Here is a 23,900-nt window from a genome sequence, read left to right on the forward strand (position 1 = left end):
AAGACTCCTCCGCGAGCGCAGCCGTGGCCGCGCCCGGGAACGATGCATGGGAGGGAAGGGAATCAGGCCGTAGCGGACTGGCCGAGGGTCGGGTAATCGGTGTAGCCGGCAGCGTCGCCACCGTAGAACCGCGCCTGGTTGGCCTCGGCCAGCGGCGCGCCGAGACGGATCCGCTCGACCAGGTCGGGGTTGGCGATGAACGGCCGGCCGATCGCCACCGCGTCGGCCAGTCCGGCCTGGAGTATCGCTTCGGCGCGCTCGGCGTCGTAGTTGCCGCAGACGATCAGCGGCGCGCGGAAGCGTTCGCGCAGGCGCTCGCGGAAGCCTTGCGGGTAGGCCGGGCCGCCGCTCCATTCCCACTCGGCCAGGTGCAGGTAGGCGATGCCGCGTCGCTGCAGGGCTTCGGCAAGGTAAAGGGTCATCGCTTCCGGCTCGTCGTCGTGCATGTCGTTGATCGTGCCCCAGGGCGACAGGCGCAGGCCGACGCGCTCGGCACCGACCGCGGCGACCAGCGCGTCGACGATCTCCAGCAGGAACCGCGCGCGGTTCTCCAGGCTACCGCCATAGGCATCGCTGCGCCGGTTGCTGGCGCTGGCGAGGAACTGGTCGATCAGGTAGCCATTGGCGCCATGCAGCTCGACCAGGTCGAAGCCGGCGTCGAGCGCGTTGCGTGCGGCGCGGACGAATTCGTCGCGGACCCGGCGGATGTCTTCCAGGGTCATTTCCCGCGGCGCGTCGGCGGGCGCCATGGACCCGCCGCCCTGGCCATCGGCGATGAACACCTGGGCCTTGGCCTGGATCGGCGAGGGCGCGATCGGCGCCTCGCCGCCGGCCTGCAGCGAGCGATGCGACATGCGCCCGACATGCCAGAGCTGCGCGGCGATCAGTCCGCCGGCGGCGTGCACCGCCTCGGTGACCTGGCGCCAGCCGGCCAGTTGCGCCTCGCTGTAGATACCGGGGGTGTAGGCGTAGCCCTGGCCGAGGCGGGAAATCTGCGTGCCCTCGCTGACGATCAGCCCGGCGCCGGCGCGCTGCGCATAGTAGAGAGCGTTCAGGGCGGTCGGCACGTCGCCCGGCTGTTGCGCCCGGGAGCGGGTCATCGGCGCCATGACGATGCGGTTGCGCAAGGCCAGGTTGCCTACGGCGAGCGGGGAGAGGAGCAGGTTGGACATGGTCTTTTCCTTTCGAAGGCGGCAGGGAGATGGCTTGAATATCTGTATCGGTCGATAAATAATATGGCGATGGCAACGCTCGTCAAGTAAATTTATAGTGATCGATACAAATAATGGAGGTCAGGATGGCAACGCGAGGCAGGCCACGGGCATTCGACAGGGACACCGCCCTGCAGCGAGCCATGGACGTGTTCTGGGTGCGTGGCTACGAAGGCGCTTCGCTGGCGGCCCTGACCGAGGCGATGGAAATCAGGCCGCCCAGCCTGTACGCCGCCTTCGGCAGCAAGGAAGGGCTGTTCCGCGAAGCCCTGGCCCACTATCTCGGCCAGCACGGCCGCTATCGCCGGGATGTCCTCGATGGCGCGCCGAGCGCCCGCGAGGGCGTGGCCGAGCTGCTCCGCGAGACCGTCGCGCGCTTCTGTTCCGACGAGTTCCCGCGCGGTTGCCTGGTGGTGCTCGCGGCGCTGACCGGAACCCCAGAAAGCGAGGCGGTGCGGGACGCGTTGAGCGCCGAGCGCGGCGAGTCGATCCGCCTGTTCCGTGAGCGCATGCGGCGCGGCATCGCTGACGGCGACCTGGCGGCGGACACCGACGTGGAGGAGTTGGCGACCTTCTATGCCACCGTGCTGTTCGGCCTCAGCGTGCAGGCCAAGGACCGGGTGCCTTGCGAGCGCCTGCTGGCGGTGGTCGAACGGGCGCTGCGCGCCTGGCCCTGAGCGGGCCGCATCAGGCCGCCGCGCTGCGGCGCAGCCATTCCAGCAGCAGCGTGGCAGGCTCTCCGGCCTGCAACGGTCGCGGGGTCAGCAGGTGATAGCTGCTGCCGTCGGCGAGGAATCCCAGCGGCGCCGCCAGCAGGCCGGCGGACAGATCGTCGCGCACCAGTTGCCAGGGGCCGATGGCTACGCCGAGTCCGGCGCCGGCCGCCTGCAGGCTCAGGTAGAAGTGCTCGAAGCGCTGCCCTTCGGTCGTCGCTGGCGCCTGTCCGGCGAGACGGGTCCAGGTGTTCCAGGCTTGCGGGCGGGTCGCCGTGTGCAGGCGCGGTGCGACGGCGCGAAGCCCGGGCGGGCCTGCATCGAGGTGGAAATGCCGTTCGACGTCGCTCGCCCGGCAGACCGGGCCGACCTGCTCGTCGAACAGCCAGTGGGCATGGCTGCCGGGCGGCCAGGGGAAGTCGTTGCGGCGGATCGCCAGGTCGATGCCGCGGCCGAAGGCGAACGGCCCGCCGCCGGCGACCAGCTGGATCGACAGTCGTGGCTGTTCCTGCATGAATCCGGCGATCCGCGGGATCAGCCAGCGCATCAGCAAGGTCGGTTCGCAGGACAGCACCAGCGCGGTGGGGCCGGCCTCCGCGCGCAGGGTCTCGCCGGTGCGCTCGATCAGGTCGAGGGCCGGGCCGGTGCCGGCGAGCAGGCGCCTGCCGGCCTCGCTGAGGAAAACCCGCTGGCCGCGGCGTTCGAAGAGCGCACAACCGAGTTCCTCCTCCAGGGTCCGCACGGCGCGGCTGATGGCACCGTGGGTCAGGCACAGGGCCTCGGCGGCACGGGAAAAGTTCTCCAGGCGGGCGGCGGCCTCGAAGCAACGCAGGGCGTTCAGCGAGGGCAGGCGACGGCGCCTGAATGGTGAGTTTTCCTCACCATGATTGTCAGTATTCATCGTTCTCGCTCGGCGCTGGAGACCGGTAGATTGTGTCGTCCATTCTACCTTGGAGCCTTCCAGGCATGACAGAGTTGCTAGCTTTCCTGACCATCACTGTGCTTGCGGTGATCAGCCCCGGCGCCGATTTCGCCATGGTCTCGCGCAACAGCCTGCTGTATTCCCGCCGCGCCGGCCTGCTCACCGCGCTGGGCATCGGCGCGGGGGTGACGGTACATGTCGGCTACAGCATCCTCGGCGTCGGCGTGCTGGTGCGCGAGTCGCTGGCGCTGTTCACCGCGCTGAAGCTGGCGGGCGCCGCCTACCTGGTGTTCCTCGGCCTGCGCATGCTGCTGGCGCGAGAGGACTCGGTGGCGGAGGAGGCGGCGGGCGGCGCCGGGGTTTCGTCCTGGGCGATGTTGCGCAGCGGCTTCCTGACCAATGCGCTCAATCCGAAGACCTGCCTGTTCGTGGTCAGCCTGTTCATGCAGGTGATCGATCCGCATACCGCGTTGCCGGCGCAACTGGGCTACGGGGCCTTCATCGCGCTCGCCCACGTGGCCTGGTTCGGCCTGGTCGCCTGCTTTCTCTCGAGCCCGGCGGTGCGCGGCCGGCTCCTGCGTTTCCGCCGGCGCATCGACCAGTTCTTCGGCGCCCTGCTGGTTGGTTTCGGCGTCCTGCTGGGAGCGAAAAGCCCATGAGCATGGACCACTGATGGCCGCTTGCCGCCTTTGAAGCGAGGCCGGCGGCTCCCTAGAATGCGCCGTTCATGCCGTCGCCAGTTGAGGGACGGTCCCAGGATCGCGGGACGCATGGGAGTTGCATGAAGAAGGGAGCGACGCTTTTCGCCGTCCTCTGGGCGGTACTCGGCCTGGGCCTGCTGGTCGGTTTGCCGGTGGCCATCCATTTCATTCTCGGCCAGTACGACGAGGCCGGGTTCAGCGGGCCGCAACTGGTCTTCGAGGAACAGGGCCATTCCTACCTGGCGTTCACCCTCGACGACTATCGCGCCAACGAAGTGGACAACGGCGTGGTACACGGCAGCAGCCGCAGCTATGCCCAGGTGGTCGACCTGGAGGACGGCAGCCTGCGCTGGAGCATGCGCCTGGATGCCGACAACGAGCGCGGCGACGACTGGGGTTCCGGCGAACTCCTGGGCCAGTCGTCGCGCTACCTGTTCTTCCTGCGCAACGAACTCTACGTACTCGACCGGCGCGACGCCGCCCCTGCGCTGGCGTTCGACGAGCTGGAGCGGCGCACTGGCGGCCTGCCGTTGAAGTCGGCGCCCTGGGGGAAGGACGCCTATCGCTACGACGAAGGCCGGGGCGGATTGCTGATGCTCGCGCTGGACGGCCGCGTCTGGTTCCTCGACGGCGACAGCCTGGCCCTGCGCGAAGCTCCGGAAGTCGATGCCGCGCGGTATTTCCACGGCGACCCGCCGCCGCCGGCGAATGCCGGGATCGACTGGCAGGCGCCGGGCCTGACGCGCCTGCCCGACGGACGCCTGCTGATCCTCGCCAGCGATCACGAGGCCCGAGCGCTGGAGCGTGGCGAGGCGCTGCCGGCAGCGAACCAACGGGCGCGACGCCAGCGCCTGTCACTGGGCACCCTGGATTGGCGGTCGCCGGCGGAGAATCGACTGCGTCCGCTGCTCGACGCGGCCTTCCTGCAGGCTGGCCTGCTGCCCGATCCAGCCGCTGCCGAAGAGCCGCAGCGGCTGCTCGATCGACCGTCCGAGCGGCAGCGTCAGCATCCGTCGCTGCCGTCCGAGCCGCAGCCGCCGGAAGAGTTCGACGAGCGCGTGGAGCGTTTTCCCAGTACCCGTGCGTTCCTTGCGGCGCGTGACGCCTACCGCCAGGAACGGCGACGCTGGATCGCCGCGCACGATGCCTGGCGGGAACGGGTCGCCGACCTGGAGGCGGCGGCGGATGCCGAGTACCGTCGCCGGCGCGACGAGCAGACGCGCGAGGAGGCGTTGTACCGTCGCTATGCATCGGCGCTGCCGGGCGGCGATTCCAGGTTGGCGCGCCGTCCCTGGCGAGTCGACGGCAACTGGCTGGTGCTGCACCGGCGCAGCCTGGCCGAGCGTAGCGAGCTGCTGCTCAGCTCGGTGTCTGGCGACGGCAGCTTGCTCTGGACCCTGGAGCTGCCCATCGAGCGTCCCGAGCGGCTGTTCCGCCTGGATGCCCACAACCTGCTTCTCAGCGGCCGTGGAGAGGAAGGCGGGCGGTTGGTGCGGGTCGATCTGCGCCGGGGCAGCGGCATCGTCCATCGCCTCGGGCGCGGCGGCGCGCCATTGCAGCGGGTCGAGTGGCCCGAAGGCCAACCGTGATCGCCTGCGCCCGGCCTGGGTGGCTGCCCAACGGGGGGGCGGGCGCCGATTCAGGGGTTCCTGAAGACGAATACGCCGCTGTCCACCAGGCGCGTCAGGCGGATGCGCAGCAGCAGGGTGCGGTGGGCGGCGAGGAAGCGCGGCACCTGCGCCAGCGGAATTGCCAGGCCTTCGCTGTCGCCGGGGCCCACCGCGGTATAGCCGACCGGCTGGCGCGGCGGATCGAACGGCGGCTGGGCCGACACGCTGAGCGACAGGGTGTCCACGGCGAAGCCGGCGAGCAGGTCGTCGAGGGAGTCGATCGACAGGTACAGCGAGCGGTAGGCGGGGTTGTCCTCGTAGGGATGGACGTCGGCGATGACCTGCTCGTAGAAGCGCTGTTCGAAACGCCGGTCGCTGTTCAACTTGCGGAAGAACTGGATGAAGTAGTCGCGCACCTCCTGGTCGAGGTCGTCGCAGACGTGGCTGACCAGGTTCAGGTAGCGCGGCGAGCGGCGCTCGATGCCGGGGTCGAGCTGATCGATGCGGCGCTGCCAGGGGAAGCTTGCGCCGCTGCTCCGGTAATCGGCGTCCTCGACCTCCAGCGCGGCGCGGATCAGCTCCAGGGTATGCGGGTTCTTCGGTCCGCGGTCCTTCAGCGCCACGCTGGCGTGGTTCTCGCCGTCGACGATGGCGAAGGCGATCTCGCCGCGCGATTCTTCCAGGCGCCAGCCGGGCCTGGCGCGCTGGCGGACATCCAGTTCGAGGCTCAGGCGGCAGGCGTTGAGGTTCGCCGTGGCGATCCGCACAGTGCCGTCGCTGCCGGCCTCGTTGGCGATGGCTTCGACGCCGCTGTAGCCGACATTGCCCACCAGCACCGTGGCGAGCAGGCGGTCGGCGCCGTACCAGGCCTCGGCGCCGAACAGGTCGCGCTCGGCGAGTTGCCAGGAGTACGGCGAGCCCAGCTCCAGTCCCTTCAGCACCTGGGTGCCGGTCTGCCCGACGAAGCGGTTCCAGCCTTTCAGCACGCGACCGATGAAGGAGCGTCCCTTGTGCGCCAGCGGCGAGCCGAAGTTGGCCGGGGCGAGCATCAGGAAGCGCTTGACCGGCGCGCTGGCGGGGTCGAAGTGGCGGGTCAGCCAGTCGCGCAGCACCAGGGCGCCGGTGCTGTGCACCACCACGTCAACCGTGCGCGGTGCCCGCGACAGTCCCTGGGCGGTCCAGGCGCGATCCAGGGCGGCGGCGAGGTCGGCGTAGGTGACGTCGTCCTGCAGGGAGATCCAGTCGGCGAGGCGGATCTGCGTCGGCGCGCTGCCGAACCAGGCTTCCAGCTGCTCGGCGAGGCGGCGGAACGACTTCGAATCGTCGCTCCAGCCGTGGACGATGACGATCGAACGGGGCATGTCCGGCATCCTCTGGGGCTGATCCGGGCGACTATAGATCATGCGCCGCGGCGACGTGCCCTGACCTGTGAAAACGTCTAGGATGCGGCGGTCGCCCGCGACTGCCGCCGGCGCGGCATCGCCAGCGCGTTGCTGCGGCAGGCGCGGGACGACTGTCTCGGCGACCGCCTGTTCACTTCCTGCAACCGCTCCAACCTGCCGATGCGGCGCCTGCTGGAGCGCGAGGGATTCCAGCCGAGCGGGGTGATCGACAACCTCGACGAAGGTGATCCGGAGCTGGTCTTCGTGCGTTTCCTCGCGCCGTCGCGCTGAGCCCCGGGCTCATTTCAGGTTGCCGGCGAGGAACTGGCGCAGGCGCTCGCTGCGCGGCGCGCCGAACACCTGGTCCGGCGTCCCTTGCTCTTCGATCACGCCCTGGTGGAGGAAGATCACATGGCTGGAAACCTGGCGGGCGAAGGCCATCTCGTGGGTGACCAGGACCATGGTGCGACCTTCCTCGGCCAACTGCTGCATGACTTTCAGCACTTCGCCGACCAGTTCCGGATCGAGCGCCGAGGTCGGTTCGTCGAACAGCATCACCTGCGGCTCCATGGCCAGGGCGCGGGCGATCGCCACGCGCTGTTGCTGGCCGCCGGAGAGTTCGCAGGGATACTGCCGTTCGACCTTCTCCGCCAGGCCGACCTTGGCCAGGTAGTGGCGCGCGCGGGCCACGGCGTCGTCGCGGTTCATTCTCAGGACGTTGACCGGGCACTCGACCACGTTCTCCAGCACCGTCAGGTGGCTCCACAGGTTGAAATGCTGGAAGACCATCGCCAGCCGGCTGCGGATCCTCTGCAACTGCCGGGGATCGGCGGCGCGCAGCTCGCCCAGGGCGCCGGGACGGGTGCGCAGTTCCTCGTCGCCGACGCGGATGCGCCCGGCACAGGGCTTTTCCAGGAAGTTGACGCAGCGCAGGAAGGTGCTCTTGCCCGAGCCGGAGGAGCCGATGATGCTGATCACGTCTCCCTTGCCGGCCCTGAGCGAAACGCCCCTGAGCACCTCATGGCTGCCGTAGCGCTTGTGGATGTCTTCGACCTGCAGGCTGTACATGCGCGTGTCTCCGGGAGAGGTCAGTGGGTTTGCGGTCTGAGGTAGGCCAGCCAGCGCAGCTCGCCACGGCGGAACAGCCAGATCAGCAGGAAGGCGGTGCCGGCGTAGAGCGCGCCGGCGATGCCGAAGGACAGGAACGGCGCATAGGTGGCGGAATTGACGTCGCGGGCCACCTTGAGCAGGTCCGGCACTGTGGCGGTGAACGCCACCGAGGTGGAATGCAGCATCAGGATCACTTCGTTGCTGAAGTACGGCAGTGCCCGGCGCAGCGCCGAGGGCAGGACGATGCGCCGGTAGAGGGTGAAGCCGCCCATGCCGTAGGCGCGCGCCGCTTCCACTTCGCCGTGGGGCGTGTTCCTGATCGCGCCGGCGAAGATTTCCGTCATGTAGGCGCAGGTGTTGAGGACGAAGGCCAGCACCGTGCAGTTGAAGCCGTCGCGGAAGAACGCGTTGAGAAAGTCCTGGGCGCGTATGGCATTCAGGCTGTAGACGCCGGTGTAGAAGAACAGCAACTGGATGTACAGCGGGGTGCCGCGGAACACGTAGGTGTAGAGCCAGACCGGGTAGCGCAGCAGCGGGTTGCCGCAGGTCCGCGCCACCGCCAGCGGGATGGCCAGCAGGAAGCCAAGCGCCACGGCGAGGATCAGCAGCCACAGGGTCATCGCCAGTCCGGTCAGTTGCAGGCCGTCGGTCCACAGGTAGGCCTGCCAGTATTCGTCGAGTACCGCGTTCATGGCAGCGGCCTCCTGACGCCCAGCGAGCTGCGCCGCTCCAGCCACAGCAACGCGGCGTTGGAGATTGCGGTGATGGCCAGGTAGATCAGCCCGCAGACCAGGGTGAAGTGGAAGAACTGCAGGGTGCCCTTGCCGGCGTCCTGGGTGGCCTTGACCAGGTCGCCGAGACCGATGATCGAGACCAGCGCGGTGGACTTGACCAGCACCTGCCAGTTGTTGCCGATGCCCGGCAGGGCGTAGCGCAGCATCTGCGGCAGGAGTACCCGGCGGAACACTCGCCAGCGCCCCATGCCGTAGGCTTGCGCGGCTTCGACCTGGCCGGCCGGGACCGCCTGGAAGGCGCCGCGGAAGGTTTCCGTGAAGTAGGCGCCATAGATGAACGCCAGGGTGACGCAGCCGGCGGCGAACGGGTCGATGTCGACCTGGCCGATGCCGAGGGCGTCGGTGACGCGGTTGAGGAGGATCTGCAGGCTGAAGAACAGCAACAGCATGATGACCAGGTCGGGGACGCTGCGGATCAGCGTCGTATAGCCGCTGGCCAGGGCGCGCAGCGGGCGGTTGGCGGCGAGCTTGGCGCTGGCGCCGAGGAGGCCGATGAGCACGGCGCCGAGCAGGGAGCCCAGCGCCAGTTTCAGGGTCACCAGGGTGCCGGCGAGTATCTGCGGGCCGAAGCCGTCGAGGAACATTTCACTCTCCATTGCTTGTTGTTGTCGGTCGAGGTGAAAAGCGGCCGGACGCCGTTCAGGGCGTGCCGTAGAGGTCGAAATCGAAGTAGCGGGCGTTGATTCGCGCGTAGGTTCCGTTGGCGCGGATCGTCGCCAGCGCCTTGTTCAGGTCCTCGCGCAGCGCCACGTCCTCCTTGCGCAGGCCGATGCCGTCGCCGACCCCGAAGTAGCGAGGGTCGTCCAGCACCGCTCCGGCCAGTTCGAAATCCTTGCCGACCGGCTTGTCGAGGAAGCCGTAGCTGGCCTGCACCGCGCCTTGCAGCGAGGCGTCGAGGCGGCCCATGACGAGGTCGGCGTAGACCTGGTCCTGGTTCTGGTAGGAGACGACCCGCACCCCCTTGGCGGCCCATTCGGCCTTGGCGTAGGCCTCCTGGTTGGAGCCCTGGCCGACCCCCACGCGCTTGCCGCGCAGGCTCTCGGCGTCGGGCAGGAGCGCCGAGCCACGGCGTACCACCAGGCGGCTCGGCGCGTTGGAGACGCGGTCGGTGAAGGCGATGTGCTGTGCGCGTTTCGGCGTGATGGTCATCGACGAGACGATGGCGTCGATCTTGCGCGACAGCAGCGCCGGGATGATGCCGTCCCAGTTGCTTTCGACCCATTCGCAGCGGGCTCGCAGCTCCGCGCAGAGGGCTTCGCCGATCTCGATGCCGAAGCCTGCCAGGCGGCCGTCCGGCTGCTTGTATTCGAGCGGCGGGTAGGTCGGGTCGACGCCCAGGCGCAGGACCTTGCCTGTCCAGTCGGCGGCGCCGGCCGGTGCGGCGAGGAGGAGGGAGAGGGCGATGCTGCCGAGGGTTCTTGTCATTGTGGTTGTCCTCTGTCGATCCGCGCGCGCCAGGCCGCGCGCCCGTTGAAAACCCTGGCTCAGGCCAGGAAGCGCTCGGCCAGTCGCACCCAGTAGCTGGCGCCGACGGCCAGGCAGTCGTCGTTGAAGTCGTAGCCGGGGTTGTGCAACTGGCAGCCGCTCTCGCCCTGGCCATTGCCGATCACCAGGTAACTGCCGGGACAGCGTTCGAGGATGAAGGCGAAATCCTCGCTGGCGGTGAACGGCCGCAGTCCGTCGATCAGGCATTCCTCGCCCAGCCAGTCGCGGGCCACCTCGCGGGCGAACGCGGTCTGCCCGGGATGGTTGACCAGCACCGGATGGCAATACCGGTAGTCGACCTCCGCCCGCGCGCCGAAGCTGGCGGCCTGGCCGCGGGCCAGTTCGCCGATGCGGCGCTCCAGCAGGGCACGGGTTTCCGCGGTCAGGGCCCGGACGCTGAGGATCATTTCGGCGCTGGCCGGGATCACGTTGGAGACCGTCCCGGCATGGATCGCGCCGACGCTGACGATCGCGGTGTCCTGCGGGTCGACGTTGCGCGAGACGATGCTCTGCAAGGCCAGCACGATGGCGGAGCAGACCACCACCGGGTCGACGGTGCGCTGCGGCACCGCGCCGTGGCCGCCGCTGCCGATCACGCGGATGACCACGGTATCGGCCGAGGCCATGAAGGGGCCGGGATGGAAGCCGAGGTGGCCGACGGGGTATCCCGGGACGTTGTGCATGGCGAAGATGGCGTCGCAGGGGAAGCGCTCCAGCAGCCCGTCGTCGAGCATCGCGCGGGCACCGCCGAGGCCCTCTTCGGCAGGCTGGAAGATCAGTTGCAGGGTGCCGCGCCAGCGCGGCGACTCGACCAGGTGCCTGGCCGCGGCGAGGAGCATCGCGGTGTGGCCGTCGTGGCCGCAGGCGTGCATCACGCCGTCCACCTGGCTGGCGTAGGGCAGGCCGGTGGCTTCCTGGATCGGCAGCGCGTCCATGTCGGCGCGCAGGCCCAGCGCTGGGCCCTCGCCGCGGCACAGGGTGCCGACCACGCCGGTGCGACCCACTCCACGGCTGACCTGGTAGCCCCAGGCCTCCAGGCATTCGGCGACCAGCGCGGCGGTTCGCCGTTCCTCGAAACCCAACTCCGGGTGGGCATGGATATGGCGGCGCAAGGTAACCATCTCTTCCCGCAGCGCCGCGATGGCGGGCAGGACGGCAGGCTCGGTCATTCTTCTTGTTCTCCTCAAGGGCTCCGACCGGTGGGCGGCGGGGCGTTGTCGAAGCCGATGGTAGGCAAGCGGGGGACTGGCGGGGAGGCTCGCTTTGGCTATGATGACAACCTTTCGTTGTCACCTCGGTAAGCCCGTGAAACTCCACCAGTTGCAAGCCCTGGTCGCCAGTGCCGACGCCGGCGGCATCCGCGCCGCCGCCCGCGTCCTGGGGATTTCCCAGGCGGCCGTGACCCGCGCGCTGCGCGAACTGGAAACCGAACAGCATCTGCCGCTGTTCGTCCGCACGCCCAGCGGCCTGACCTTCACCGAATACGGCAAGGCGCTGCTGATCCACGCCCGGCTGGTGCTCAAGCAACTGGAGCACGCGCAGGTCGAACTCGACCACCTGCGTGGCCAGGCCAGCGGCCGGCTGTGCATCGGGGTGACGCCTTGGGTGGCGCTGACCTTCCTCTCGGAGGCGGTGCAGGCGTTCCGCGAGCGCATGCCGGAGGTGCGCCTGGAGCTTTTCGAAAGCCTGATGGCGGTGGCCCAGCCATTGCTTCGCGACGGCAGCATGGATTTCGCCATCGGCCCGCTGCACGGCGCCCAGGCGGCCCAGGAATTCGCCTGCGAGAAGCTGCTCGACTACGACACCGCGGTGCTGGTCCGCCAGGGGCATCCGCTGGCGGGTTGCGGCTCGATCCACGAGCTGCTGGAACAGGACTGGGCGTTGAACTACACCGGCGACGGCCACGACGCCCTGATGCGCGAGCTGTTCTGGCGCCACGGTGCCTTGATCGACGAGCGGCGCATCGTCCGCGCGCACTCCGTGGCGATCCTGCAGACCCTGGTGGAGCAGGCCGACATGTGCACCTGGGTGCCGGCGATCATCGGCGCCGCCCCGCCGTTGCTCGGCCGGGTGGTGCCGCTGGCGCTGCGGGAAACCTTCGAGCCACGACGGCTGGGCATCATCACCCGGCGCGGCGGAGCCCTCAGCAATCCGGCGCAATGTTTCGTCGAGTGCCTGCTGCAGGTGATCCGCCGCCACGCCCGCTCGGCGAAGAAGGATGACCGGCGCCTGTTCGAAACCCTGCGCCTGCTAGTCTGATTCCTACTGGCACGGACGTACGGTCGCTCAAGATCGGTCGTGCTGCGACCGATAGCCTGGAAAGCCACGAGCGAGGATGCCGGCATGCTGCAATGGTTCGCTAACCTGTCGTTCCGCAGGAAAATCGCTCTGCCGATCCTCCTGCTGGCGGTGCTTCTGCTGCTGGTGGGCGCGCTCGGCGTGCATGGCATCGCCCAGCTGAACGAATCCAACCAGCGCCTGGGCAAGCGTTTTCTCCCCGGCATCGCCCTGCTGCTCAACGCCGACCGCGATCTCTACCAGGCCTTCGTCGCCGAGCGCAGCCTGCTCGAGGGCCACCTGAGCGCCGAGCAGATCGCCGGCCTGAGGAACGATCACGCGGAAAACCTGCAGCAGGCCCTGGATCGGGTGCGCCAGTACGCGGCGATGCAGCCGGGCGAGGCGGAACTGGCCAAGGTCGCCGAGTTCGAGCGCGGCTATGCCCTCTGGAGCGCGACCTCGGCGCGGGTGCTGAGCCTGGCGGCCAGCGATCCGAGCGCCGCGGCGCAGCTCAGCTACGGTGACAGCGATCGCCAGTTCGGGGCGATGCGCGAGGTGATCAACCAGCTCGACGAGATGGAAGAGGCGGCCGCGGCCGCCGACGGCGAGGCGTCCTCCGCGCTGGGCGAGCGCCACCGCTGGCAGCAGGTGGCGCTGGTGGCGTTCGGCCTGCTGGTGTGCCTGTCGCTGGTGCTGGTGTTCCCCGGCCTGGTGACCCGTCCGTTGCAGCGTCTGCTGCAACGCCTGGAAGAGATCGCCAACGGCGATGGCGACCTGCGCGTGCGCCTGGAGGTCACTTCGCGCGACGAACCCGGCCGCCTCGGCAGCGCCTTCAACGCCTTCCTCGACAAGTTGCAGCCGCTGATCCGCGAGGTCGGCCGGGTCACCGGCGAGGTCGCCGATTCCGCCGGTTCGCTGGCCGGCATGACCGCCGCCAACGATCGTCTGATCAACAGCGAGCACGCATCGGTGGACCAGGTCAGCACCGCCGCGACGCAGATGAGCAGTGCCGTCCATGAGGTGGCGCGCAACGCCCAGAGCGCCGCGCAGGTGGCCGATGACGCCCGCCGGCAGGCGCGCGAGGGCGCCAACGTGGTGGAAGCGACCATCGAGGTGATCCGCCAGTTGGCGCAGGAAGTGGAGAGCAGTTCCGAGAGCATCCAGCAACTGGCCCAGGAAACCGCCAGCATCGACGCGGTGCTGACGGTGATCAAGGGCATCGCCGAACAGACCAACCTGCTCGCCCTCAACGCCGCCATCGAAGCCGCGCGGGCCGGCGAGCAGGGTCGCGGTTTCGCCGTGGTGGCCGACGAGGTGCGGGCGCTGGCGGCGCGCACCCAGGATTCGACCAAGGACATCCAGGCGCGCATCGAGCGCCTCCAGGCCGGGGTGCAGAACGCCGTGCGGGCCATGCAGTCGGGCAGCCTCAAGGCGCGCGACAGCGTCGAGCGCGCCGCCGGGGTCGACGGCGTGCTGGCCGCCACCGGCGACGCGGTGGGGCGGATCAACGACCTCGCCGCGCAGATCGCCTCGGCCTGCGAGGAGCAGAGCCGGGTAATCGACGAAATCGCCCGCAACATCAGCGAGGTGCGCGAGCTTTCCGCCCAGGCGGCGGAACATTCGGAGCAGGGTACCGGGGCCAGCCGCCGGCTGTCCGAGCTGTCCTCGGAACTGGCGCGGCTGGTCGGCCGTTTCCGCGTCTGAAGCGCCGCCGCCTAGCGCGGCGCCAGCCAGATCGCCACGCCGGCCAGTGCCGCCGGGACCAGGAAGACCAGCAGCAGGATCGGCAGTTCTTCGCGCAAGCCGTAGCCGGCGTGCTGGACGCCGACCCACAGGTTGACCAGCGCGACGGCCAGCCAGGTCGGCAGGAACAGGCCGGCAGCGAGCGCCGGCCCGGCATCCCAGAGTTTGCCGAAGAGCAGGAACAGGCCGAGCAGGACGATGCCGCCGGCGATTACCAGGGTCACGTGCATGAAGGGTTTCCGCAGGCAGGCAGCGACCGCCGTGGCGGCCGCTGCGTGGCTCACTTGGTGGAGAAGCCGCCGTTGATGAGGATGGTCTGGCCGGTGATCCACCAGCCTTCGCTGACCAGGTGGCGGATGAACGGCACCACGTCGTCGATGTCGGTCAGGCCGGTTTTGGAGAACGGCGACAAGGCCGCGGCGTTCTTCAGGTAGTCCACCGCATCGGCACCTTCGGCGGGGTAGAAGAAGGGTGTGTCCATGGGGCCCGGGCCGACCGCGGTGACCGAGATGCCGCGCGCGCCGAACTCCTTGGAAGCGGCACGGGTGAAGTGCTCCACCGGCGCCTTGGTGCCGGCATAGGCGGCGTAGTACGGGGTATAGGCGCCAAGCAGGGAGGTCACCAGGGTGCAGATCTTGCCGTTATCGTTGACGTGCTTGCCGGCTTCGCGCAGGAAGAAGAACGCAGACTTGGAATTGACCGCGCTCATCTCGTCGTATTCGGTCTCGCTGATCTCGGTGATGGGTTTCTTCAGCACCTTGCCGACGGTGTTGATGGCGATGTCCGGCTTGCCCACCGCGGCGATGGCGTCGGCGAACAGCTTTTCCATGGCCGCGGCGCTGGTGAGATCGCCCTGCAGCGCTACCGCCTTGGCTCCGGCTGCCTGCAGCGCGGCGACGGTGGCGTCGGCATCGGCCTTGCTCGCGGCGCTGTTGTAGTGGATGGCGATCGCCTTCGCGCCGTGGGCGGCGAGATCACGGGCGATCAGCCCGCCCAGGTTCTTGGCGCCGCCGGTGATGAGGACGGTCTTGCCTTTGATGGAGTGGTCGACCATGGGGTGTTTCTCCTGCGGTGAGTGGAGAACCCAGTCTAGGGAGGGCGGCCTTGCGGAGTAATCGCGGCGGCCTGGATAGATTGTCCAGAAACGCCGATCAATTCCCGCCTCCGGAGGAGCGCAGCCGCCTGCACGAATCTTCTAGAACCCCGGGACGGGCGCGTTATAGTCGCGGCGACGAAACCAACGAATGGGAAGACCTGACGCACGATGGGGAGCCGAGACTGGATCGACCTGGCCCGCGACGCCGAGACCGGGATCGAGACCCTGCGCGCCCATTTCGAGGGCCACGCCTACGATCCGCACTGGCACGACAGCTACCTGATCGGCTACACCGAGATCGGCGTGCAGCAATTCAACTGCCGCCGACGCCGACACGACAGCACCGCCGGCCAGGTATTCCTGGTCGAACCGGGGGAGATCCACGACGGTCGCGCGCCGATCGCCGGCGGCTTCACCTACTCGATGCTGTACCTGCAGCCGGACTGGCTGCGGCGCGAACTGCGGGCGACCTTCGACGATGCGCCCAGCGACCGCGACCCCGGCTTCCACGCCAACCTCACCGAAGACCCGCGCCTGACCCTGGCCATCGCCCAGGCCTTCCGCGTCCTGCATGGCCGCGAGCTGCGACTGCTGCGGCAGACCGCCCTGGAGCTGGTGCTGGAGCGGCTGCGCGTGCACCTCGGCTGGCGCGAGGCGAAGCCATTCGATCCGCGCCTGCCGCTGGTGGCGCAGAAAGCCCGCGACTACCTGCATGCGCACTTCTACCAGGACATCGGCCTGGACGAGCTGGCCAGCGCCTGCGGCACCGACCGCTTCCGCCTGAACCGTGCATTCAAGGCCGCCTACGGCTTGCCACCCTACGCCTACCTGGTCCAGTTGCGCCTGGCCAAGGCGCGGCAGATGCTCGCTGTCGGCGGGCAACCGGCGGACCTCGCCAGCGCTCTCGGTTTCGCCGACCAGAGCCATCTCGGCCGCTGGTTCCGGCGCGCCTACGGGATGACCCCGGCGGCCTACCGCCGGCAGTGCACCCAGCTTCCAGACTGAGGCCCGGCGCGTCGCCAGGATGAAGGCTCCCCCGCCACAGGAGCCCGTCCATGCAATCCCTCGTGCCCTTCCTGCTGTTCGCCGTCGTCGCCTCGATCACCCCCGGACCGACCAACATCCTGGTCCTGAGCAACAGCCAGCGCCACGGCCTGGCCGCCGCCTGGCCGATCGTGCTCGGCGCCTGCGCGGCGGTGGCGGCGCTGATCCTGCTGCTCGGGCTCGGCCTGGGCGAGTTGCTGCGACGCCATCCGCTGCTCCAGCAGGGGCTCGCCTGGCTCGGCGTCGGCTGGCTCAGCTACCTGGCCTGGAGCCTGTTCCGCAGCGCGGGCGGCATCGACGGCGCGGAGCCGCCGCGGCGCCTCGGCGTGCTCGGCGGCGCGGCGTTGCAACTGGTCAATCCCAAGGCCTGGATGATGGCCCTCGCCGCGCTGGCACTGTTCGCCGGGGAAGGCGCCGGACAGGCCGGGCGGATCGGCCTGCTGGCATTGCTGTTCTTCCTGGTTTCGCTGCCGTGCCTGGCCAGTTGGGCCTTGCTCGGCGTCGGCAGCGCGCGGCTGCTGCGCTCGCCGTCGCTGATGAAACGCTTCAACCAAGGCATGGCGCTGTTGTTGCTGGCATCGGCCTGGGCCGCCCTGCTGCTCTGAGGCGGTCCGGTAGCTTCCTGACAAACCTGTGGGTTGGTACGCCGGGCCCGGGTTGGCTATGGTGGGACGATCCGTAGCCATGGCGCGGTCGCCGTCAGCACGCCGCGCAAGGAACCTCCATGTTGAAACCCGACATCACTGCCTTCTTCGACCCGGCCACCTCCACCTACAGCTACGTGGTGCGCGACCCGTCCAGCCGCGCCTGCGCCATCGTCGACCCGGTGCTCGACTACGACCCGGCCGCCGGGCGCACCAGCCATGCCAGCGCCGAACGCCTGATCGCCCATGTTCGCCAGCACGACCTGCAGGTGGAATGGCTGCTGGAGACCCACGTGCACGCCGACCACCTGTCGGCGGCCATCTTCCTGCAGCGCGAACTGGGCGGGTGCCTGGCCATCGGCGCGCGAATCACCCAGGTCCAGGCGAAATTCTCCGGCCTGTTCAACCTCGGCGAGGCGTTCCCGGTGGACGGCCGCCAGTTCGAGCACCTGTTCGAGGACGGCGAGTCGTTCCGCATCGGCGCCCTGGAATGCCGCGCGCTGCATACCCCGGGGCATACCCCGGCGTGCATGACCTACCTGGTCGGCGACAGCGCCTTCGTCGGCGATACCCTGTTCATGCCCGACTACGGCACCGCCCGCTGCGATTTCCCCGGCGGCGACGCGCGCCAGCTGTATCGCTCGATCCAGCGCCTGTTCGCGCTACCCGACGCGACCCGCCTGTTCATGTGCCACGACTACACGGCTCCCGGCCGCGACGAGCACCGCTGCGAAACCAGCGTCGGCGAGCAGCGCCGGCACAACGTGCACGTCCGCGAAGGCGTCGACGAGGAGGCGTTCGTCGCCATGCGCCAGCAGCGCGATGCCACCCTCGGCATGCCGACCCTGATGCTGCCGGCGATCCAGGTCAACATGCGCGGCGGCAACCTGCCGCCGGTGGAAGGCAACGGGGTGCGTTACCTGAAGATCCCGCTGGATCTGTTCTGATCAGCTGCGGCGACGCAGCAGGAGAATGAAGAACAGCCCGCCGATGGCCGCGGTGGCGATGCCGATGGGCAGGTCCTGGGGGGCGATCAGGGTGCGCGCGGCGACATCCATCCAGACCAGGAACAGCGCGCCGAGCAGGGCGCACACCGGCAGCAGTCGGCGGTGCTCGGCACCCACCAGCAGGCGCGCGGCGTGCGGCAGCATGAGACCGACGAAGCCGATGGCGCCGCTCACCGAGACCAGCACGCCGGTCAGCAGCGAGCAGCAGACGAAGACCCACAGGCGTACGCGACGGGCGTCCAGGCCGAGGGTCACGGCGGTCTGTTCGCCGGCCATCAGCGCGTTCAGCGCACGGCCCAGCCCGAGCAGTACCAGCAGGCCGCCGGCCACGCACAGCGCCGGCAGCCAGATCAACGACCAGCGCGCCAGGCCGAGGCCGCCGAGCATCCAGAACAGCACAGAGGAGGCGGCGCGGTGGTCGCCGAGGAACAGCAGCAGGTTGGCCAGCGCCAGGAGCACGAACGACACCGCGACCCCCGCCAGCAACAGCCGGTCGCTGCCCAGGCGGCCGCCGCGACTGGCCACGCCGAGCACCAGCAGCATGCTGCCGAGGGCGCCGAGGAAGGCCGCCAGCGGCAGGGTCAGCAGGCCGATCACCTCGCCGATGTAGAGCACCACCAACACCGCGCCGAGGGTCGCGCCGGAGGTGGCGCCGAGCAGGTGCGGATCGGCCAGCGGATTGCGCGTGACCGCCTGCAGGGCCGCTCCCACCAGCGCCAGGCCGGCGCCGACGCAGGCACCGAGCAGTACCCGTGGGGCGCGGATCAGCCAGACGATGTGCTCCTGGCCGGCGCTCCAGGCACCGGGCTCCGCCGCTACGCCGAACAGGCGCTGGAGGACGATGCGGCCGACCAGGCCGCTGTCCAGTCGCGCCGGACCGAAGCCGAGGGCGACCACGCAGGACAGGCCGAGCAACATGACCAGGCTGCCCAGCAACAGGCAATAGGCGCGAGGGCTGCGGAACAGGGTCATGGACGTGGCGCCCGAGGGTGGAGGCCGGCGACCAGGGTTTCTATCGCCGCGGCGTTGCCGATGCCCGGCGTGGCCTGGTTATAGGGCAGGACGATGAAGCGTCGCTCGCGGATCGCGGTCAGGCTGCGCAGCGCCGGGTTCTCTTCGAGGAAGCGCTGCTTCTGCGCGGCGCTGGTCTCGCCGTAGTCGACGATGACGATGACCTGCGGATCGCGGGCGACCACGCTTTCCCAGTTGACCTGGGTCCAACTGGCCGCCACGTCGTCGGTCACGCTGCGGCCGCCGGCGGCCTCGATCAGCGCCTGCGGCATGCCCAGGCGGCCAGAGGTGAAGGGGCGGTCCTCGCCGCTGTCGTAGAGGAACACCCGCGGCGCCTCGGCGTTCGCCGGGATGCCGGCGCGGGCGCGCTCGATGCGTGCCTGGAGGCTGGCGACCAGGCGCTCGGCGCGCGGTTCGACGTCGAAGATCCGCCCCAGGTTGCGCAGGTCGCGGTACAGCTCGTCGAGGCTGGCGCGGCGCGGCTCGCCGATCTGCGCGCAGGATTCGCTCAGCTCGTAGACCTTCACCCCCAGCGGCTCCAGGCTGGCCGGAGTGAGGTCGCCGCCGACGCGCATGCCGTAGCCCCAACCGGCGAAGAAGAAGTCGGCGTCGACATCGAGCAGGGTTTCCGCCGTGGGGTAGCGCGCCACCAGCTCGGGCAGCGGCTTGAGCGCGGCGATCAATCCGGGATCGGCATTCTTCCACCAGCCGCTGATGCCGGTATAGCCGACCATGCGCGTCTGCAGACCGAGGGCGACCATCATCTCGGTGAGGTTGATGTCGTGGCTGACCGCGCGCGACGGCGCGCGCTCGAACGTCACTTCGCGCTCGCAGCTGCGCACGCTGAGCGGGTAGCGCTCGGCCAGCGCGGCATCGGCGCAGGCGAGCAGGGCGCAGAGCAGCAGGTGGTGCAGGATCGGGTGCTTCATGCTTGGGTAATCCAGGTCAGGCGCGGGTGGTCGGCGAGGGGGTGGCGGTCGACCAGGGCGCGGACGCCGAACACCCGCCACAGCAGGTCGGCGTCGAGCACTTCGGTCGGCGTGCCCTGGGCGACGATGCGGCCGCCGTCGAGCACGTAGAGGCGGTCGCAGAAGGCCGCCGCCAGGTTGAGGTCGTGGAAGCTCGCCAGGGTGCTCAGGCCGAGGCTGCGCAGCAGGCGCAGAAGCTCCAGCTGGTAGCGCGGGTCGAGGTGGTTGGTCGGTTCGTCGAGGATCAGCAGGCGCGGCTCCTGAACCAGCGCGCGAGCCAGCAGGGCGCGCTGCTTCTCGCCACCGGAGAGGCTGGCGAAGGGGCTCGCGGCACGCCCTTCGAGACCGACCTGGAGCAGCGCCTGGCGGACCCGCTGGCGGTCGTCCGCGCCGTGGCCGTCGAACAGGCCCTTGTGCGGCGTGCGGCCCATGGCGACCACGTCCTCGACGGCGAGGCCGAAGTCCTCGGGGAACTCCTGCAACACCACCGCGATACGCCGGGCGGCCCAGCGCGGCGGCTGGCGCCAGAGGTCGTCGCCGTCGAGCACCACCCGGCCGCGCTGCGGTCGCGCATAGCGGAAGGCGCAGCGCAGCAGGCTGGTCTTGCCGCTGCCGTTGGGGCCGATCAGGCCGACGAAACTGCCGGCCGGGACTTCCAGATGCACGCCGCGCAGCAACTCGGTGGAGGCGTCGGGCGACCAGTGCAGGGCATCGAGGTGAAGGGACGACATGGCTACTCGCAGGTCCGGTGGTTCAGCAGAGACGATTGCCGCGGCGCCGGCTTCAGAAACTGAAGTCGGCGGTGACGTTGAACGAGCGTGGCTGGCCCATGATCCATTGCTGGCCGTTGTTGTTGTCAGCCAGGGCGTACTGGCGGTCGAACAGGTTGTACAGCTCAAGGCCGAGGGTCAGGTCCGGCCGTACCCGCCAGCCCAGGTTGGCGTCGACCACCGTGTAGCCGGGCAGGCTGGCCTGGTTGGCGGCGTCGGCGTAGCGCCGGTCGACGTAGCGCAGCCCGGCGCCGACGCGCAGGGTCTCGGCGAAGGACTTGTCCAGCCAGAGGTTGGCGGTGCGCCGTGGCACGTTCCTGGGGCGGTTGCCATTGCGCGAGTAGGTCTGCCCGTCGATCGTTTCGTCGAAGTCGTCGTATTCGGCACGCACCAGCGCGGCGTTCGCCGACAGCCGCCAGTCCTGGGCCAGGTTCAGTTCCAGGCTGGCCTCCAGGCCGTCCGAACTCTGCTGGCCGACCTGCTGCGCGTCGTGCGGCGGCAGCGGGTTGGCGCTGAGCAGCTTCTTCTTGACGATATGGTAGGCGGCCAGGGTCCATTCGCCGCGACCGTCCGGGAACAGCTGCTTGAGGCCGACCTCGGTCTGCTTCGAGTGGGTCAGGTCCATCTGCTGCTGGGTCGCGTTGAGGGTGATCAGGTTGCTCACGCCGTCCTCGCTGGTGGAGTACTGGCCGTACAGCGACAGTTCCGGGGTCAGCGCGAAGACCAGCCCGGCGCGCCAGTTGCCGCCCTGCAGGCTGCGGTCGCTGCGGGTGCCGGCGCGCAGGTCGTCGCGGTCGATATGGTTCTGGTCGCGGCGCACCCCGGTCACCAGCGACAGGCGCTCGTTGAGCTGCAGGCGGTTCTCGGCGAACAGGGCGAAGGTGCGGGTCTGGCTGCGCGAGTGCGGCCGGTAGGGCGAGCGGCTTTCGAAGTAGCCGGGCGCGGGATGCCAGGGGTCGATGTAGTCGCCGCCGACATCGGTATAGGGCGAGTTGTTGCTCAGGCGGAAGCGGATGCGGTTGTACTCGGCGCCGACCAGGGTGCGGCTGTCGAGGCCGAACAGGGCGTGCTGGAAGGCGAAGGTCTGGCGGTCGCCGATCTGCTCCTGCTCGTGGCTGATGCGCAGGTAGTCCCTGCGCAACAGCTCTTCGCGCGGGACGTCCCATTCGTAGGTTTCGGCGTTGCGCCAGTGGCGGCGGGCCTTGATGTAGTACAGCTGGTTGCTCGCGGTGACGTTGTCGGAAAGGCTCCAGTCGCTGGTCAGGCGGGTCCACTGGTCGTTGTAGCGCTGCACGTCGTTGCGCACGTTGTAGTTCTTCTCGCGCAGGCGCTTGTGGTACTTGCCGCCGACCAGCGGGGTGCCGAAGTCGTTCATCGGCTCCTGGTCGCCATAGTCGTGGGCGAGGGTGAAGGCCAGATCGTCGCTGGCCTGCCAGCGCAGCGCCGCGCTGATGCCCAGGTTGCGCGAGTCGCCACGGTCGATCCAGCCGTGGCTCTGCTGCTGGTTCAGGTTGAGCCGGTAGCTGAGGCTGTCGGTCAGCGAGCCGCCGCTGTCCAGGGCCAACTGGCGGTTGTCGTAGGAGCCGTAGCCGAGGCGCAGGTGGTTGCGGATCTCGCCGGCGAAAGGCTTCTTCGGCACCACGTTGATCACCGCGCCGGTGGCGCCTTCGCCGTACAGCACCGAGGCCGGGCCGCGGATCACGTCGATGCGCTCGACCATCCACGGATCGCTGGGGAAGTTCACCGTGCCCATGCCGGTGTACAGGCGCGTGCCGTCGAACAGTTGCATCACCGACGCATGGCCGCTGAAGCCGCGCGCCGAGAGGCCGGTACCGCCATCTCCGGGGGTGCCGATGAAGCTGATGCCGGGACTGCGGGTAACGGCGGCCTGGACGCTGGGGTTGTTGCGTCGGCGAACTTCCTCGCCGCTGATGCTGCTGGTGCTCGCCGGGGTGTCCAGGGCGCTGAGGCCCAGGCGCGAACCGGCACTGACCGGAGTGGCGAGGTCGATGTGGTCGAGTTCGGCGGGATCCTGGCGAACGCTGACCAACTGGCTGGGCAGGGCGAGGGCGGCTTCCTCGGTTTCGGCGAGGGCGGGCGGTACCAGCAGCAGGCTGGTGGAGAGGCCGAGGGCGAAAGGCTCGGTGCGCAAACGGCTGAAGCGGGGCATGGGCGTTCCATCTCATGACCGGGCAGGACGGAACGCGCAGGAAATCGCAGGCGCGACAGCGCCTCGAACAACCGGCTCGCTCCCGCCCACCGCGGGTGTGCCAACAGGGCGTTGCAGGCCGGTCTCCGGGCTTGCGAGGGTCGTGAAATCCTCGCCTTCCCATGCCGGAGCACAGTGGCCTGAAGAGGATTTCGCTCGCTTACCGTTGCGGGGGCAGCGCCGGACTGATCACCGAAGTGACGCACCGGCTTCCCGTTTCACCTCCTGCGCGGCGGCAGGAGGCACCTGGAACGGGCCGGATGGGAACATCCGCACCGTTTCCAGTCAAGCCTTGAACGATCTGGATTGAATAAAATGTTATACTATAACAATTCGCTTGTGCAGTCTTTCTTCGCCGGACCCCACGCCCTGGCGCAGCTTCCCGGGTCATCACATTTTCTTCACGCCGGCCTGCTATGCTGCCGGCCTTCCTTGGGGAGTAGCCTGCCGTCACCCGTTGACGGCGCGCTGGTCAACATTCTTGGCAACCTGCCATGGCCAGCGCATCCAACCGGATTGGTGAGACCAACGACATTCCTGCGCCGAAGCCGGGCCGCGGGGTCATGTCGTTGACTCATGCCCGGCTGGAGTATCCGCGTGAATCCCGTTTCCCTGATCTTCCTCGCCTTCGCCATGTCCACCGATGCCTTCGCCGCGGCCATCGGCAAGGGCTCCAGCCTGGATCGGCCGCGCCTGTCGGAGGCGCTGCGCACCGGGATAATCTTCGGCGTGATCGAGGCCATCACCCCTCTGGTCGGCTGGCTGCTTGGCCAGGCCGCCAGCCAGTTCGTCGCCGACTGGGATCACTGGATCGCCTTCGTCCTGCTGGTGCTGCTCGGCCTGCACATGATCCACAACGGCCTGCGCGCGGATCATGCGACGGAACAGGAAAAGCCCGGCCAGCATTCGTTCTGGATTCTCGCGGTGACGGCGCTGGCCACCAGCATCGACGCGCTGGCGGTGGGCGTCGGCCTGGCCTTCGTCGACGTCAACATCTTCCTCGCCGCCGGTGCCATCGGCCTGGCCACCATGACCATGGTCACCCTCGGCACCATGCTCGGCCGGGCGCTCGGCGCGGTGACCGGCAAGCGCGCGGAGATGGTCGGCGGGGTGGTGCTGATCCTGGTCGGCGCGACCATTCTCTACGAGCATCTCAGCGCGGCGTGAGCGGCGCCGGAGACGGAGGCGGGACAGGTCGCAGCG

24 protein-coding genes and 2 riboswitches are annotated in these 23,900 nt (G+C 69.1%); of the genes, 10 read left to right on the forward strand and 14 right to left on the reverse strand.

Annotated elements, in window-relative coordinates; genetic code table 11:
- Window positions 1–62: 62 nt before the first annotated feature.
- Window positions 63–1,172 (reverse strand): alkene reductase, encoded by a 1,110-nt coding sequence (locus ACYAF3_RS21625; protein WP_003101455.1) that lies wholly within the window; start codon window positions 1,170–1,172, stop codon window positions 63–65.
- A gap of 125 nt (window positions 1,173–1,297) precedes the next feature.
- Here ACYAF3_RS21625 and ACYAF3_RS21630 point away from each other — a divergent pair, with 125 nt between their 5' ends.
- Window positions 1,298–1,888, forward strand: a complete 591-nt coding sequence (locus ACYAF3_RS21630; RefSeq protein WP_003119828.1) for a TetR/AcrR family transcriptional regulator — start codon at window positions 1,298–1,300, stop codon at window positions 1,886–1,888.
- Between the two features lie 10 nt (window positions 1,889–1,898).
- Here the strand turns inward: ACYAF3_RS21630 and ACYAF3_RS21635 are convergent, their stop codons facing one another.
- Window positions 1,899–2,825, reverse strand: a complete 927-nt coding sequence (locus ACYAF3_RS21635) for a LysR family transcriptional regulator (RefSeq protein ID WP_003101450.1) — start codon at window positions 2,823–2,825, stop codon at window positions 1,899–1,901.
- Window positions 2,826–2,890: 65 nt separating this feature from the next.
- Between ACYAF3_RS21635 and ACYAF3_RS21640 the strand changes: the two genes are divergently transcribed.
- Window positions 2,891–3,505, forward strand: coding sequence for a LysE family transporter (locus tag ACYAF3_RS21640; protein ID WP_003114008.1), 615 nt, complete (start codon window positions 2,891–2,893; stop codon window positions 3,503–3,505).
- Window positions 3,506–3,627: 122 nt separating this feature from the next.
- The gene (locus ACYAF3_RS21645; protein WP_017149163.1) at window positions 3,628–5,136 is read left to right on the forward strand and encodes a PA2928 family protein; all 1,509 of its coding nucleotides are present in this window, start codon (window positions 3,628–3,630) and stop codon (window positions 5,134–5,136) included.
- A gap of 50 nt (window positions 5,137–5,186) precedes the next feature.
- Here the strand turns inward: ACYAF3_RS21645 and ACYAF3_RS21650 are convergent, their stop codons facing one another.
- Window positions 5,187–6,518, reverse strand: coding sequence for an esterase/lipase family protein (locus ACYAF3_RS21650; protein WP_121377801.1), 1,332 nt, complete (start codon window positions 6,516–6,518; stop codon window positions 5,187–5,189).
- A gap of 129 nt (window positions 6,519–6,647) precedes the next feature.
- Here ACYAF3_RS21650 and ACYAF3_RS21655 point away from each other — a divergent pair, with 129 nt between their 5' ends.
- Window positions 6,648–6,830 carry a GNAT family N-acetyltransferase gene (locus tag ACYAF3_RS21655; protein WP_033962519.1) on the forward strand — a complete coding sequence of 61 codons (183 nt, stop codon included), beginning with the start codon at window positions 6,648–6,650 and terminating at the stop codon, window positions 6,828–6,830.
- Window positions 6,831–6,839: 9 nt separating this feature from the next.
- Here the strand turns inward: ACYAF3_RS21655 and ACYAF3_RS21660 are convergent, their stop codons facing one another.
- The 5 genes from ACYAF3_RS21660 to ACYAF3_RS21680 are packed head-to-tail and all read right to left on the reverse strand — an operon-like array spanning window position 6,840 to window position 11,097.
- On the reverse strand, window positions 6,840–7,607 hold the full coding sequence (locus ACYAF3_RS21660; protein ID WP_003091036.1) for an ABC transporter ATP-binding protein: 768 nt from the start codon (window positions 7,605–7,607) through the stop codon (window positions 6,840–6,842).
- 20 nt (window positions 7,608–7,627) lie between these two features.
- On the reverse strand, window positions 7,628–8,341 hold the full coding sequence (locus ACYAF3_RS21665) for an ABC transporter permease (protein ID WP_003091035.1): 714 nt from the start codon (window positions 8,339–8,341) through the stop codon (window positions 7,628–7,630).
- Complete coding sequence (locus tag ACYAF3_RS21670; protein WP_003091034.1) at window positions 8,338–9,027, reverse strand: ABC transporter permease; 690 nt, start codon at window positions 9,025–9,027, stop codon at window positions 8,338–8,340. The genes ACYAF3_RS21665 and ACYAF3_RS21670 overlap by 4 nt, the downstream gene beginning before the upstream one ends.
- 55 nt (window positions 9,028–9,082) lie before the next feature.
- Window positions 9,083–9,868 carry an ABC transporter substrate-binding protein gene (locus tag ACYAF3_RS21675; RefSeq protein ID WP_003114013.1) on the reverse strand — a complete coding sequence of 262 codons (786 nt, stop codon included), beginning with the start codon at window positions 9,866–9,868 and terminating at the stop codon, window positions 9,083–9,085.
- 59 nt (window positions 9,869–9,927) lie between these two features.
- Window positions 9,928–11,097: a M20 aminoacylase family protein gene (locus tag ACYAF3_RS21680; protein WP_023088205.1), complete on the reverse strand. Its 1,170-nt coding sequence runs from the start codon at window positions 11,095–11,097 to the stop codon at window positions 9,928–9,930.
- 100 nt (window positions 11,098–11,197) lie between these two features.
- Between ACYAF3_RS21680 and ACYAF3_RS21685 the strand changes: the two genes are divergently transcribed.
- Window positions 11,198–12,187, forward strand: coding sequence for a LysR family transcriptional regulator (locus ACYAF3_RS21685; protein ID WP_003119833.1), 990 nt, complete (start codon window positions 11,198–11,200; stop codon window positions 12,185–12,187).
- Window positions 12,188–12,271: 84 nt separating this feature from the next.
- A complete protein-coding gene (locus ACYAF3_RS21690; RefSeq protein ID WP_003114016.1) occupies window positions 12,272–13,909 on the forward strand; it encodes a methyl-accepting chemotaxis protein in 1,638 nt (545 codons plus the stop codon).
- Window positions 13,910–13,920: 11 nt separating this feature from the next.
- On the opposite strand, the gene ACYAF3_RS21695 is transcribed toward ACYAF3_RS21690, so the two are convergent.
- The gene (locus tag ACYAF3_RS21695; RefSeq protein WP_003101434.1) at window positions 13,921–14,178 is read right to left on the reverse strand and encodes a hypothetical protein; all 258 of its coding nucleotides are present in this window, start codon (window positions 14,176–14,178) and stop codon (window positions 13,921–13,923) included.
- A gap of 50 nt (window positions 14,179–14,228) precedes the next feature.
- Window positions 14,229–15,002: an SDR family oxidoreductase gene (locus tag ACYAF3_RS21700; protein ID WP_003101432.1), complete on the reverse strand. Its 774-nt coding sequence runs from the start codon at window positions 15,000–15,002 to the stop codon at window positions 14,229–14,231.
- Between the two features lie 210 nt (window positions 15,003–15,212).
- On the opposite strand from ACYAF3_RS21700, the gene ACYAF3_RS21705 reads away from it, so the two are divergent.
- From ACYAF3_RS21705 to ACYAF3_RS21715, 3 genes are all read left to right on the forward strand, one after another.
- On the forward strand, window positions 15,213–16,049 hold the full coding sequence (locus ACYAF3_RS21705) for an AraC family transcriptional regulator (protein WP_003091026.1): 837 nt from the start codon (window positions 15,213–15,215) through the stop codon (window positions 16,047–16,049).
- A gap of 50 nt (window positions 16,050–16,099) precedes the next feature.
- The gene (locus ACYAF3_RS21710; RefSeq protein ID WP_003114018.1) at window positions 16,100–16,693 is read left to right on the forward strand and encodes a LysE family translocator; all 594 of its coding nucleotides are present in this window, start codon (window positions 16,100–16,102) and stop codon (window positions 16,691–16,693) included.
- A gap of 119 nt (window positions 16,694–16,812) precedes the next feature.
- Complete coding sequence (locus ACYAF3_RS21715) at window positions 16,813–17,679, forward strand: MBL fold metallo-hydrolase (RefSeq protein ID WP_003101427.1); 867 nt, start codon at window positions 16,813–16,815, stop codon at window positions 17,677–17,679.
- On the opposite strand, the gene ACYAF3_RS21720 is transcribed toward ACYAF3_RS21715, so the two are convergent.
- Genes ACYAF3_RS21720 through ACYAF3_RS21735 form a run of 4 tightly spaced genes read right to left on the reverse strand, consistent with a single transcriptional unit; the run spans window position 17,680 to window position 22,658 of the window.
- Window positions 17,680–18,711, reverse strand: a complete 1,032-nt coding sequence (locus ACYAF3_RS21720; protein WP_003101425.1) for a FecCD family ABC transporter permease — start codon at window positions 18,709–18,711, stop codon at window positions 17,680–17,682.
- Window positions 18,708–19,679, reverse strand: coding sequence for an ABC transporter substrate-binding protein (locus tag ACYAF3_RS21725; RefSeq protein WP_003162552.1), 972 nt, complete (start codon window positions 19,677–19,679; stop codon window positions 18,708–18,710). The genes ACYAF3_RS21720 and ACYAF3_RS21725 overlap by 4 nt, the downstream gene beginning before the upstream one ends.
- On the reverse strand, window positions 19,676–20,449 hold the full coding sequence (locus ACYAF3_RS21730) for an ABC transporter ATP-binding protein (protein WP_003101422.1): 774 nt from the start codon (window positions 20,447–20,449) through the stop codon (window positions 19,676–19,678). Before ACYAF3_RS21730 ends, ACYAF3_RS21725 begins: the two co-directional genes overlap by 4 nt.
- Window positions 20,450–20,501: 52 nt before the next feature.
- Window positions 20,502–22,658: a TonB-dependent receptor gene (locus ACYAF3_RS21735; protein ID WP_003162554.1), complete on the reverse strand. Its 2,157-nt coding sequence runs from the start codon at window positions 22,656–22,658 to the stop codon at window positions 20,502–20,504.
- Window positions 22,659–22,757: 99 nt separating this feature from the next.
- Window positions 22,758–22,962, reverse strand: a riboswitch (cobalamin riboswitch).
- Between the two features lie 157 nt (window positions 22,963–23,119).
- Window positions 23,120–23,288: riboswitch (yybP-ykoY riboswitch) on the forward strand.
- A gap of 6 nt (window positions 23,289–23,294) precedes the next feature.
- Here ACYAF3_RS21735 and mntP point away from each other — a divergent pair.
- Window positions 23,295–23,864: a manganese efflux pump MntP gene (gene mntP / locus ACYAF3_RS21740; protein ID WP_003091017.1), complete on the forward strand. Its 570-nt coding sequence runs from the start codon at window positions 23,295–23,297 to the stop codon at window positions 23,862–23,864.
- Window positions 23,865–23,900: the final 36 nt, after the last annotated feature.

Source organism: Pseudomonas sp. TZ252 (assembly GCF_056110345.1).

Excerpts from the sequence above, each read along its gene's own strand:
- ACYAF3_RS21625 (WP_003101455.1), bottom strand. The coding sequence starts at position 1,172 with ATGTCCAACCTGCTCCTCTCCCCGCTCGCCGTAGGCAACCTGGCCTTG.
- ACYAF3_RS21630 (WP_003119828.1), top strand. The coding sequence starts at position 1,298 with ATGGCAACGCGAGGCAGGCCACGGGCATTCGACAGGGACACCGCCCTG.
- ACYAF3_RS21635 (WP_003101450.1), bottom strand. The coding sequence starts at position 2,825 with ATGAATACTGACAATCATGGTGAGGAAAACTCACCATTCAGGCGCCGT.
- ACYAF3_RS21640 (WP_003114008.1), top strand. The coding sequence starts at position 2,891 with ATGACAGAGTTGCTAGCTTTCCTGACCATCACTGTGCTTGCGGTGATC.
- ACYAF3_RS21645 (WP_017149163.1), top strand. The coding sequence starts at position 3,628 with ATGAAGAAGGGAGCGACGCTTTTCGCCGTCCTCTGGGCGGTACTCGGC.
- ACYAF3_RS21650 (WP_121377801.1), bottom strand. The coding sequence starts at position 6,518 with ATGCCCCGTTCGATCGTCATCGTCCACGGCTGGAGCGACGATTCGAAG.
- ACYAF3_RS21660 (WP_003091036.1), bottom strand. The coding sequence starts at position 7,607 with ATGTACAGCCTGCAGGTCGAAGACATCCACAAGCGCTACGGCAGCCAT.
- ACYAF3_RS21665 (WP_003091035.1), bottom strand. The coding sequence starts at position 8,341 with ATGAACGCGGTACTCGACGAATACTGGCAGGCCTACCTGTGGACCGAC.
- ACYAF3_RS21670 (WP_003091034.1), bottom strand. The coding sequence starts at position 9,027 with ATGTTCCTCGACGGCTTCGGCCCGCAGATACTCGCCGGCACCCTGGTG.
- ACYAF3_RS21675 (WP_003114013.1), bottom strand. The coding sequence starts at position 9,868 with ATGACAAGAACCCTCGGCAGCATCGCCCTCTCCCTCCTCCTCGCCGCA.
- ACYAF3_RS21680 (WP_023088205.1), bottom strand. The coding sequence starts at position 11,097 with ATGACCGAGCCTGCCGTCCTGCCCGCCATCGCGGCGCTGCGGGAAGAG.
- ACYAF3_RS21685 (WP_003119833.1), top strand. The coding sequence starts at position 11,198 with ATGATGACAACCTTTCGTTGTCACCTCGGTAAGCCCGTGAAACTCCAC.
- ACYAF3_RS21690 (WP_003114016.1), top strand. The coding sequence starts at position 12,272 with ATGCTGCAATGGTTCGCTAACCTGTCGTTCCGCAGGAAAATCGCTCTG.
- ACYAF3_RS21695 (WP_003101434.1), bottom strand. The coding sequence starts at position 14,178 with ATGCACGTGACCCTGGTAATCGCCGGCGGCATCGTCCTGCTCGGCCTG.
- ACYAF3_RS21700 (WP_003101432.1), bottom strand. The coding sequence starts at position 15,002 with ATGGTCGACCACTCCATCAAAGGCAAGACCGTCCTCATCACCGGCGGC.
- ACYAF3_RS21705 (WP_003091026.1), top strand. The coding sequence starts at position 15,213 with ATGGGGAGCCGAGACTGGATCGACCTGGCCCGCGACGCCGAGACCGGG.
- ACYAF3_RS21710 (WP_003114018.1), top strand. The coding sequence starts at position 16,100 with ATGCAATCCCTCGTGCCCTTCCTGCTGTTCGCCGTCGTCGCCTCGATC.
- ACYAF3_RS21715 (WP_003101427.1), top strand. The coding sequence starts at position 16,813 with ATGTTGAAACCCGACATCACTGCCTTCTTCGACCCGGCCACCTCCACC.
- ACYAF3_RS21720 (WP_003101425.1), bottom strand. The coding sequence starts at position 18,711 with ATGACCCTGTTCCGCAGCCCTCGCGCCTATTGCCTGTTGCTGGGCAGC.
- ACYAF3_RS21725 (WP_003162552.1), bottom strand. The coding sequence starts at position 19,679 with ATGAAGCACCCGATCCTGCACCACCTGCTGCTCTGCGCCCTGCTCGCC.
- ACYAF3_RS21730 (WP_003101422.1), bottom strand. The coding sequence starts at position 20,449 with ATGTCGTCCCTTCACCTCGATGCCCTGCACTGGTCGCCCGACGCCTCC.
- ACYAF3_RS21735 (WP_003162554.1), bottom strand. The coding sequence starts at position 22,658 with ATGCCCCGCTTCAGCCGTTTGCGCACCGAGCCTTTCGCCCTCGGCCTC.